We start from the raw sequence: 8,363 nt of genomic DNA, 5'->3' as shown, positions 1-8,363 counted from the left end.
TCAGATTGCACTCACTTTTTTCACTTCTCTGCTGCAAAAGCGATCGTATCCCTCTTTAAAAACTGTCCGGAGTATTGCTAATATTAATCTTTAAAAAATATCCGGGTGCGACAGCCAACCAGCAGAATCTGAATAGGTAGGGACACGGCACTGCCCTGTCCCTACAACTATGACTTCCTAGATAAATTTAGCTGCCTTAGCGGCAGGAGTTATTATGAAATTGAGTGCACCCTTATTAGCATCCGCTTTAGTTTTCGCCGGTACTGTCGCCTTTGCAAGCCAAGTGCAAGCAGCTCCAGCCAGCAACTCTTTGAATAACACTAAAACAACATTTCAGTGCGTTACTTCCGGTCGGAATTTTGTCACAATTGCGCGGCGCGGAAATGTCACGACAGACCCGATGATTCTGTGGAAATCTACCGAGTTCGGCCGCGAATATACACCTTGGCAGCGCTGTCAAATTGTTTCCAATAGATTGACCAAAGCTGTTGCCCAGAATGGCGGGAGATTGAGCAACTTGCAGTTAACAACAGGAATTGTTAATAACTTGCCCGTAGTTTGTTACGTGAACGGACGGGGGCGCTGCAACTCTCAAAATCTGCTGTTCACCCTAGACAAGCGCAATGCTAAAAATCCCGGTGATGCTTTAACGAGATTGATTAATTTTGCCCAAGACGGCAGCGGGCCAGTTACAACGTTCAGAACAGGAACTCAATCATCTGCACCGCAGTTTGTTCCCTTTGGAGATATGGTCGATCGAGCTTTTAATTCTCCAAACAATAAACCGTCAGTTCCTGTAGGGAAACCGCAGGGCGATCGGGGTATTTAATAGCCGCGCCTCTAATATCGTTCCCGATTGCATTCAGACATAGAGGACACGGCAGTGCCGTGTCCCTACCGCGATTAATGGTAGGGACACGGCACTGCCGTGTCCTGGCTGTGGGTAATATTAATTCCAATGCTTGCACCTGAGAAATTTTGAAACTATTGTGGGGTGGGCTTCTAGCCCGCCCCTACATATTTAGACTAAAAAAACTACACTGCCACCCCTTCAATCTTCTCATCTGTCAACTCGTACAACTCGCGCAACTGCTGCAACTTATCCGCCTCCGGCTGCCAAAAACCACGCCCGTTAGCCTCCAACATTCGCCCTACAATATTGCGAAAAGCTTCAGGATTTGCCTCCCGCAACTTCTGCGCCATCTCTTCATCCAAAGCATAAGTATCAGCCGCCTGATCGTAAACCCAACCATCAGTAAAGTCAGCAGTTCCGCCCCAACCAATTAACGCCGTCATCCGCTGCGAAATTTCATAAGCGCCGCCAGAACCTTGATTTGCCATCGCGTTAGCCCACTTAGGATTTAGCAACTTAGTTCGATATTCCAAGCGCAGCAAATCTTCTAAATTGCGAGGAGTTGTATCCTTAGAAAAACTTTCGACAAAACTGGTATTGACTTTTTTGCCGCGCTGCTTTTCTGCGGCTTTCTTCAAACCGCCAGTATTCGCATAATACTCTTGAATATCAGTCAAACCGTACTCCACAGAATCAATTTCTTGAATTATGCGATCGCACCCTTGCAACAACTGAGTCAAAACCTCCGGCCTCGCTTCCCCCTTATCCTTTCTCCCGTAACTAAAAACATTGCGACTTTCCCAAGTTTTCCCCAACTCATCCCCCGATTCCCAACTGCCATCAACAACCCTATCGTTAACCAGAGAACCAAAATCCCCAGCCGGATTAGAAAACAACCTTGCGGAATAATTCTGCACACCTTGTCCCTGCAAAATTAAAGCGTGTTTGCGAATAAAATTCTCCGATTCCGGTTCATCAGCATCCGCCGCCCGCACGAACAAATCATCCAACAATTCAATAATATTCACAAAGCTATCTCGGAAAATACCCGAAAGATTTCCCAACACATCAATCCGGGGATGACCGACATCAGCTAACGGTTTTAACTCATAGCGAACAATGCGGCCAGTACCTTCTTTTAGAGGTTCAGCCCCCACCAATTCCAGCAGAATTCCAATAGATTCGCCCCGCGTTTTAATCGCATCCAAACCCCACAGCATCACCGCCACAGTCTCAGGATAATTCCCTTTTTCCTCAAGGTGCTTCTCAATAATTTTCCGAGCAATTTCGCGCCCTCTTTCATAAGCCGCCGGAGAAGGCATCCGATAAGGGTCTAAAGCGTGAATATTCCTGCCAGTTGGCAACACCCCAGCCCCATCCCGCAACAAATCCCCACCCGGTGCAGGCAGAATATATTCCCCATTCAAACCCCGCAAAAGATTAGTCAACTCATCCGTCGTTTGCAACAATAAATCCCGCACCAAAAAACCCTCCTCAAAAACCTCACAAAACCCCTCTTGTGGTACAGGAATCTTGCCTGTGCTTGTTTGCGAAACAATTGCTTTTACCTGTTCCTGTGACAACCTATCCCCAAAATAAGCCTCAAGATAAGAGGTCATTTCCTCAGAATTAGGCGGTTCCCCGAGAACGTGCAAACCCGAAGAAAACAAGCGAGATTCCACCACCTGCAAATACTCGTACAGCTTCACCAAATAGCGGTTAAAAGCATCAGCACTGAACATTCCCACATTCTCAAAACTAAAAGCAATCCCCAATTTTTGAGCATCCTCAAACGGACAGTCTGCCTCCAAACCGCTATCTAAAATCTTCTGGCAAATCGCCTCTTTCAGCACATAATTCTTTGCCGTATCTTCCCGATATTCCGCAATCAAATCCCGCAAAGCCATTAATTCCTTGTACAAGCCAGCGCGGCCGTACGGCGGCACGTTGTGAGAAATCAAAACACCGTAACCGCGCCGTTTTGCTAACATAGATTCCGAGGGATTGTTGGCGGCGTAGATATAAAGATTGGGCAAACTTCCCAACAGAATATCCGACCAAGAATAGCCAGTATTTCCCAGAGGAGATCCCGGCAACCATTCCACAGTGCCGTGCATTCCGAAGTGAACCACAGCATCAGCTTGATAATCATTTTGCAGCCACTTGTAAAAAGCAGCGTATTGAGGGTGAGGCGTCAAATCGCGATCGAACATTAAGCGCATCGGATCGCCCGAAATTCCCAGCGGCGGCTGCAAACCTATCCAAACATTCCCCAGTTGAATGCCGCCGATTTGGAACTCGTCGCCGTCTGTCTTAATGCCCGTACCAGTTAAAGATTTCCACTGTTTTTCGATGCGACTTGTTAACAGATAGCCAAGCCATTTTTCTAAAGTTTTGACATTAACAGTCTCTTGTGTGGTACGGGCATCTTGCCCGTCACAAGTAGCTTCATCCGCCTCTTTCACCCTGCGAATTAACTCCTCGCCGTCAGCCGGATTTTCTCCAACTGTATAACCTGCTGCTTGAAGTTTGTGCAGGAAATTTAGCAGCGATTTCGGTACATTTAATAAAGCAGCCGTACCAGCCGCACCGTAACCGGGAGGAAACCCGTAGAGAATAATCGCAATTTTCCGTTCAGATGGCGGAGTTTGCCTCAGTTTCACCCAATTGTTAATTCTACTTGTCAGGCGTTTCGCGCGATCGGGCACCAGATAAATATCCTCACCCACCAAACCGCCGAGGGGCACTGGATCGATCGCGCCATCCAACTCAGGCAAAGCATACAATACCACACTTTGCAAACCCCCAATCCCCTGACGAGTCCAAGAATGGATATCCTGAATCAGCAGAGGTGCGGACACAAAATAAGGTACATTTTTAGCAGTTAAAATGCGCTTAGCAACTTCCACCTGCCTTCCACCCTCCATCGAACCAGCAGGCCCGCCAACCAAAGGAAAGCCAATAGTAGAAACAATCGCATCAACTTCCACAGCATCTTTAGAAAGCGAAAGAGTTTCAATATTGCCTTGTTTTCGCCGCGCAGTTTCATCAGCAGTCGTCATCCAATCCCGCACCGCCACATGGCCTTCAACACCATTGATAAAAATCGGCAAAGGCACAATTCCCGCCGCTTCAAAATAGCGGATTAATTGAGGAATATAAGGCTGTTTGGTGATAACGTGCTTGCGGTAAAGCAAAATTCCCACAACTGGAGATTTTACTATGTCTGAATTTTGACACCAATTGGTGTCAAATTCTGTGGAACGGGCATCTTGCCCGTTAGAAACCCGGTCTAAATTTTCAGACAAATTAGTCTCAAATTTTGTGGAACGGGCAAGATGCCCGTTATAACCCTTTCTATTAAGATGTCTAGCCTCTTTTCTGTAACGGGCATCTTGCCCGCCCCTAGCACTTTGATTACCGAGATACCAATCCAAATATTGCCGGGGCGATTCAAAATAACCGTTATAATCGGGATGCAATAAACCCATATTAGGAGTTTCCACAGGCGGCGGAATTTCTGCAACCTTCAGGCCCAAATACTTTTCGGCAATAATCCAAAACATCGAGACAACATTATCCGCGCCGCCCGCATTCCAGTAACCGTAAATAATCAGCCAGTTGCGTAAATCTTGCACTTTTTGCACCGGCACGTATTTCAATAACTTCGGCCCAACCTTCAAAAAACTGATATAACCAGCCAGCTTATCTTCTTCTCGCCCGTTGCTGAACTTATCCAGAATAAACTTAACAGGCTTCGGCATTCCCTTCGGCTTGTCGCCAATTTTAAAAGCGCCGATTTGAGTAAGACTCATCAATTCCAAAGCCGACTCAAAAACCAGGCGAATCGGGATATGTTGCACCCTTTCTCGCAGCCACATTACCGCATCGTAATCAAACAGCAAACTCCCGAAAAACACATCAGCATTCGAGAGGGCGGCTGCTACAGCATCGGGTTCATCTGCGAGGGCGCGATCGCTAAAAACCCGCACTTCCAATCCCTGACACCCAGAAACAGCTAACTGGGCAGCTTTCCGGTACAAATCAGCATTAAAAGATTCAAACCCTGCAATTAAAACAATGCGTTTCACAGCCCTACCTCGAAATATTTGCTTCTTTTAATGATAGACTAATTGCAGAAAATCACAGGCAAGATGCCTGTGCCACTAATAAAACATAAAAACTACTTGCTTCAATTCTTGTTCTTCCTTCGCGCCTTCGCGGTTCATCAACTATGTCTTATTAAAGTAAGCACCGATTAAAATAATCAAACCAATCCAAACACAGCCATATTTACAACCGTGAATCGAGTTCCTCCCGCAATTGTTATCTTAGGTCAAAACAGCCAGCCGATCGCCAAAAAAATCTCCGCACATTTCCCCGGTTCCCAGATTTACGGTTTAATCGATCGCACTTCCGACACAGACATCAGCTTTAGCAACTTCGGCGAAACATTGCGGGAATTATTTGCCACAGAAACCCCCATTATCGCCATCTGCGCCGCCGGAATTATCATCCGTACCCTCGCCCCGCTGCTGTCAGACAAACGCGCCGAACCGCCAGTTTTAGCCGTCGCAGAAGACGGAAGCGCCGTCGTACCGCTGCTGGGCGGTTTGCACGGCGTTAATGATTTGGCCAGAGAGATTGCAGCAGCCCTCGGCGTACAGCCTGCAATTACCACAACCGGAGATATCCGCTTTCGCACCGCGCTGCTGAGTCCTCCCCAAGGCTATTCTTTGGCCAATCCAGAGGACGCGAAAACTTTTATTTCAAATTTGCTTGCCGGGGCAAAAGTACGCCTAGAAGGGGCTGCAAGCTGGCTTTCGGAGAGCAATTTGCCGATCGCCCCCGACGCAAAATTGACGATCCGCGTCACCGAAAAAGCAATTGCGCCAACGCCCGATTGTTTAGTTTACCATCCGCAAATTGTGGCAGTTGCACTCACCAAGCTATCAAATATTGAGCCGGAAATAGCGGTTTCATTTGTCCAGCAAGTCTTGGAAAAAGCAGGTTTAGCGCCAGCTTCCGTTGCGGGATTTTTTGCATTAAAAGAGGAGATGGGAAACCCGGCACTTGAAGCAGTTTCACAATATTTTAAAGTCCCCGTCCGCTTTTTCAATCTGTCCGAACTTGTCGAATTAGACTCAATTGAATCCATCGAAAATAAGGCCGCACAAATTGCCCTGACAGCAGCCGGTGCAAACAGTCACTTAATCGAGTACGATCGCCCAAACGCAGCGAATTGCGCGATCGCCCTCGCCGCCGAACCCTTTGATGCTAGGGCGATCGGAGTTAGCCGCGGCAAACTGGCGATCGTCGGTACCGGCCCCGGAGGCGCGCCCTGGATGTCCCCGGAAGTTAAAGAAATTCTGCGCGAAGCCACGGATTGGGTGGGTTACAAGTTCTATCTCGACTTAGCCGGAACCCTGCGGGAAGGACAACAGCGCCACGATTCCGACAACCGCGAAGAGATCGATCGGGCGCGTTTTGCCCTAGATTTAGCAGCATCCGGCAAATCTGTCGCTGTGGTTTCGTCGGGAGATCCGGGGATTTTTGCGATGGCTGCAGCGGTGTTTGAGGCAATCGACTTTGATGCCAAACCCGAATGGCAGAGCATCGATATTCGGGTGGCACCGGGCATTTCAGCCATGCAGGCGACCGCTGCTGCGATCGGAGCACCCCTCGGACACGATTTTTGCGTGATTTCGCTTTCGGATATTCTCAAGCCTTGGCAGGTCATTGAACAGCGGATTTCCGCCGCTGCGATCGCAGATTTCGCGATCGCATTTTACAATCCGATCTCGAAACAGCGGATTTGGCAACTCTCCAGGGCGATCGAGATTTTGTTGCAAAGTCGCGATGCTAAAACCCCCGTCGTACTGGGGCGAAACCTCGGTCGGCCCGGTCAATCTGTGCGCGTTTGCACCCTCGGCGAATTCCAGCCGCAAGACGCCGACATGAGAACTTTAGTGATTGTCGGTTCGAGTCAAACTCGGATTATTCCCCGCAAATATGGAGATGTTTGGGTTTACACGCCGCGCAGGTACGAAAAATAAGTAAAGCAGCGAAAACTTGGGAAATAAGCAATTGACTCAAAGCTAATTGACTTTGACAAGGAAATATTTTGCTCTCGCTGGGGGGAGTCTAGGTTAACAAATGGCGGCGAATCACTCGATCGATCTCTTATTTCATCTCATGGTTTTCACTCTCGATTAATCAGCGATCGCCTTTGATTGCAGCAATCCTTGATAATGAGGGAGCTCGGCTTCCTGAAGCCGAGTTTTTCTGGCAGACATCGATCTAATTTAGATATCTACTCTACCGTAGTAAGGATTTTAGCTTCATCTTCGGATAGATATAATTTAGTCCTCTGGAAATAAAACATTTTTCTATAACAACAATAAAACTAAAGGCGATCGATGTCTGCTAAATTCCTTAATCTTACAGTAATCTTACGGTAACAAAAGAGCGCTTTCACCAGAATGAGTCTTCTATGTCTGTAGATATACGGGAAAAAGATTTTTATTGATAACATACATTTAACCAAAGGTTAAGAGAACGGTTAAGAAAAAATGAAATTCCAAATTCCTCTAAATCCAGGAGCTGTAACCCAGTTGCTGCTTCGAGTGGTGGTCTGTCTAGCTGTACTATCTTTCTTAAGTCAGATGACTTTGTATTTCTTGCCGGATTACCCGTCTAGAGATTTCTTGGCAAACGGATTCAACGTTGATTACGAGGGGAACATTCCAACCTTCTACTCATTTTTGGCATTGCTGTTTAGTTCTGTCTTGCTGGGTGTGATCGCCTATGCGAAAAATTTGGATAGTTGTCGCTACAAGCATCACTGGAAAATTTTATCGTTCATCTTTTTATATCTATCTTTAGACGAACTGAGTCAATTGCACGAAAAGCTTGTTAACCCGATGCGAAGCCTGATAAATGCTACAGGATTTCTTTACTTTAGTTGGGTTGTGCCGATAGGTTTTCTAGTAGCGATATTTCTATTATCGTACAGTAAGTTTCTGTTCCACCTTCCGGTTTCTACAAGAAAATTGTTTGTCGCAGCAAGCGCTCTTTATATTGGAGGAGCCATCGGAGTAGAAATGCTAGCGGGATACATAGTTTATACAGCGGGCCCGGGGAGTCTATCCTACGTGATATTAACGACCCTTGAAGAGTTATTTGAAATGGTGGGCATCGTTGTATTTATCCACGCCTTGATTTCATATATCAAGACCTATTTAGGCGGGGTTAATTGGAATATCTACATACCAGGAAAAAACCCACAAGCTACCGAGTATCAAAATTTCAGCATACCTGCCCTTAGCGAACCAGCAAACAGAAACCTATAAAAGTAAATCTTTTGAAACCGGGTTTGATAGACGAATATACTGCATTCGGGCTTTTACTGGCGATTAAAAGCCCGGTTTATTTGGTACTGATGCGTTTTGGACTGGAGGTTCTGCGCTTTTCGGCGCACCAAACGACTAATATATAGGCTCCTTGCTCC

4 protein-coding genes are annotated in these 8,363 nt (G+C 46.8%); 3 read left to right on the top strand and 1 reads right to left on the bottom strand.

What is annotated here, in order from left to right:
* Nucleotides 1–214 precede the first annotated feature (214 nt).
* Nucleotides 215–829, top strand: a complete 615-nt coding sequence (locus QUA54_RS04710; protein ID WP_333413579.1) for a COP23 domain-containing protein — start codon at nt 215–217, stop codon at nt 827–829.
* A 206-nt stretch (nt 830–1,035) separates the two neighbouring features.
* On the opposite strand, the gene QUA54_RS04705 is transcribed toward QUA54_RS04710, so the two are convergent.
* Entirely contained in the window at nt 1,036–4,944 is a 3,909-nt protein-coding gene (locus QUA54_RS04705; protein WP_333413578.1) for a cobaltochelatase subunit CobN, read from the bottom strand.
* Between the two features lie 210 nt (nt 4,945–5,154).
* On the opposite strand from QUA54_RS04705, the gene cobJ reads away from it, so the two are divergent.
* Complete coding sequence (gene cobJ / locus QUA54_RS04700; RefSeq protein WP_333413577.1) at nt 5,155–6,909, top strand: precorrin-3B C(17)-methyltransferase; 1,755 nt, start codon at nt 5,155–5,157, stop codon at nt 6,907–6,909.
* Nucleotides 6,910–7,425: 516 nt separating this feature from the next.
* On the top strand, nt 7,426–8,205 hold the full coding sequence (locus tag QUA54_RS04695; RefSeq protein WP_333413576.1) for a hypothetical protein: 780 nt from the start codon (nt 7,426–7,428) through the stop codon (nt 8,203–8,205).
* Nucleotides 8,206–8,363: the final 158 nt, after the last annotated feature.

This window comes from Microcoleus sp. MOSTC5 (genome assembly GCF_036701825.1).
Classification (GTDB): domain Bacteria; phylum Cyanobacteriota; class Cyanobacteriia; order Cyanobacteriales; family Microcoleaceae; genus Microcoleus; species Microcoleus asticus.
The sequence above is the reverse complement of the archived record's forward strand: the minus strand, read 5'-3'. Positions and strand labels throughout refer to the sequence as shown.

Bases quoted from the DNA above. Each gene is read 5' to 3' on its own strand.
- QUA54_RS04710 (WP_333413579.1), top strand. From the start codon at position 215: ATGAAATTGAGTGCACCCTTATTAGCATCCGCTTTAGTTTTCGCCGGT.
- QUA54_RS04695 (WP_333413576.1), top strand. From the start codon at position 7,426: ATGAAATTCCAAATTCCTCTAAATCCAGGAGCTGTAACCCAGTTGCTG.